The organism is Hathewaya limosa (assembly GCF_030815255.1).
Classification (GTDB): domain Bacteria; phylum Bacillota; class Clostridia; order Clostridiales; family Clostridiaceae; genus Hathewaya; species Hathewaya limosa.
The window spans coordinates 1-3,015 of record NZ_JAUSWN010000048.1 but is presented as its reverse complement, the minus strand read 5'-3'; the positions used below and the strand labels follow the sequence as shown (position 1 = coordinate 3,015).

Sequence of the window (3,015 nt, the reverse complement as noted above, 5' to 3'; positions counted from 1 at the left end):
ATTGTTCTTTGAAAATTGTATAATGAATATATAAATAAATTTAGTACTGATTAACAAATCAGTTACTCATGATAGGTCAAGTTAGAAAGGGCGCATGGCGAATGCCTTGGCACCAGGAGCCGATGAAGGACGTGATAAGCTGCGATAAGCTGTGGGTAGCCGCACATAGGTTGTGATCCACAGATTTCCGAATGAGGGAACTCACATACCTTAACGGTATGTATCTTAAACTGAATAAATAGGTTTAGGAGGGTAAACCCGGGGAACTGAAACATCTAAGTACCCGGAGGAAGAGAAAGAAAAATCGATTTTCTAAGTAGCGGCGAGCGAAAGGGAAAGAGCCCAAACCAGAGATTTATCTCTGGGGTTGCGGACAGACAATAACGATTAAACTATTTTAGCTGAAGAGGTTTGGAAAGACCCACCGTAGGAGGTAATAGTCCTGTAAGCGAAAGAACAGTTTAATTAAGTCTGATCCAGAGTACCACGAGACACGTGAAACCTTGTGGGAAGCAGGGAGGACCACCTCCCAAGGCTAAATACTACCTGGTGACCGATAGTGAAGAAGTACCGTGAGGGAAAGGTGAAAAGAACCCCGGGAGGGGAGTGAAATAGAACCTGAAACCGTGTGCCTACAATCGGTCGGAGCACTTTATATGTGTGACGGCGTACTTTTTGTAGAACGGGCCAACGAGTTACGGTATGTAGCAAGGTTAAGTACCGCAGGTACGAAGCCGAAGAGAAATCGAGTCTGAATAGGGCGCATAGTTGCATATCGTAGACCCGAAACCGGGTGACCTATCCATGGCCAGGATGAAGCGGAAGTAAAATTCCGTGGAGGTCCGAACCACGTTGGTGTTGAAAAACCATGGGATGAGCTGTGGATAGCGGAGAAATTCCAATCGAACCCGGAGATAGCTGGTTCTCCTCGAAATAGCTTTAGGGCTAGCGTCAGGCAAATGAGTAGCGGAGGTAGAGCACTGAATGAGCTAGGGGGCTTCACCGCTTACCGAACTCTATCAAACTCCGAATGCCGTTTACTTTTACCCTGGCAGTCAGACTGCGAATGATAAGATCCGTAGTCAAAAGGGAAAGAGCCCAGACCATCAGCTAAGGTCCCAAAGTATAAGTTAAGTGGTAAAGGATGTGGGATTTCTAAGACAACTAGGATGTTGGCTCAGAAGCAGCCATTCATTTAAAGAGTGCGTAATAGCTCACTAGTCAAGAGATCCTGCGCCGAAAATGTTCGGGGCTAAAACTTATCACCGAAGCTATGGATGTACGTAAGTACATGGTAGAGGAGCTTCCTGTATGGGCAGAAGTCGTACCGAAAGGAGCGGTGGACTGTACAGGAGTGAGAATGTTGGCATGAGTAGCGAGAAATAAGTGAGAATCTTATTGGCCGAAAACCTAAGGTTTCCTGAGGAAGGCTCGTCCTCTCAGGGTTAGTCGGGACCTAAGCCCAGGCCGAAAGGCGTAGGCGATGGACAATTGGTTGATATTCCAATACTGCCAAACTTCGTTTGACAAATGGGGTGACGCAAAAGGATAGGATGTGCGCACTGTTGGAGTGTGCGTCTAAGCACTTAGGCAGACTAAACAGGAAAATCCGTTTAGTTGTTAATGCTGAGGTGTTATGGGGAGCGAAATTTAAGTAGCGAAGTATCTGATTCCATGTTGCCAAGAAAAGCCTCTATGGAGAAGTTTGGTACCCGTACCGCAAACCGACACAGGTAGGTGAGGAGAGAATCCTAAGGCCGGCGGAAGAATTGTTGTTAAGGAACTAGGCAAATTGACCCCGTAACTTCGGGAGAAGGGGTGCCTATAGAAATATAGGTCGCAGAGAATAGGCTCAGGCAACTGTTTAACAAAAACACAGGTCTCTGCTAAAGCGTAAGCTGATGTATAGGGGCTGACACCTGCCCGGTGCTGGAAGGTTAAGGGGATTTGTAAGCGTAAGCGAAGCAATGAACTTAAGCCCCAGTAAACGGCGGCCGTAACTATAACGGTCCTAAGGTAGCGAAATTCCTTGTCGGGTAAGTTCCGACCCGCACGAATGGTGTAATGATCTGAGCACTGTCTCAACAACAAATCCGGTGAAATTGTAGTGCAAGTGAAGATGCTTGCTACCCGCAGTTGGACGGAAAGACCCCGTAGAGCTTTACTGCAATTTAGCATTGAACTTCGGTATTATCTGTACAGGATAGGTGGGAGACTAGGAAATAGCTTCGTCAGGGGCTATGGAGTCATCCTTGGGATACCACCCTGATATTATTGGAGTTCTAACGAAAGGCCATGAAACTGGTCGTCGGACATTGCTAGGTGGGCAGTTTGACTGGGGCGGTCGCCTCCTAAAATGTAACGGAGGCGCCCAAAGGTTCCCTCAGCGCGGTCGGAAATCGCGCGAAGAGTGCAAAGGCAGAAGGGAGCCTGACTGCGACACATACAGGTGGAGCAGGGACGAAAGTCGGGCTTAGTGATCCGGTGGTACCTCGTGGGAGGGCCATCGCTTAACGGATAAAAGCTACCTCGGGGATAACAGGCTGATCTCCCCCAAGAGTCCACATCGACGGGGAGGTTTGGCACCTCGATGTCGGCTCGTCGCATCCTGGAGCTGAAGTCGGTTCCAAGGGTTGGGCTGTTCGCCCATTAAAGCGGCACGCGAGCTGGGTTCAGAACGTCGTGAGACAGTTCGGTCCCTATCCGCTGCGGGCGCAGGAAATTTGAGAGGAGCTGTCCTTAGTACGAGAGGACCGGGATGGACTGACCTCTGGTGCACCAGTTGTCACGCCAGTGGCACAGCTGGGTAGCTATGTCGGGAAGGGATAAACACTGAAAGCATCTAAGTGTGAAGCCCACCTCAAGATTAGATTTCCCATGATTAATTCAGTAAGACCCCTTGAAGAACACAAGGTTGATAGGTGAGAGGTGTAAGCGTGGTAACATGTTCAGCTGACTCATACTAATAGGTCGAGGACTTGACCAAATAAATATTCATTATACAATTTTGAGAGA

The 3,015-nt window shown here is 48.4% G+C and carries 1 rRNA gene; it reads left to right on the top strand.

Annotated features, from left to right (window positions below):
- Window positions 1–74: 74 nt before the first annotated feature.
- Window positions 75–2,986: ribosomal RNA gene (locus QOZ93_RS13940) — 23S ribosomal RNA — on the top strand.
- The last annotated feature ends 29 nt before the right edge of the window (window positions 2,987–3,015 follow it).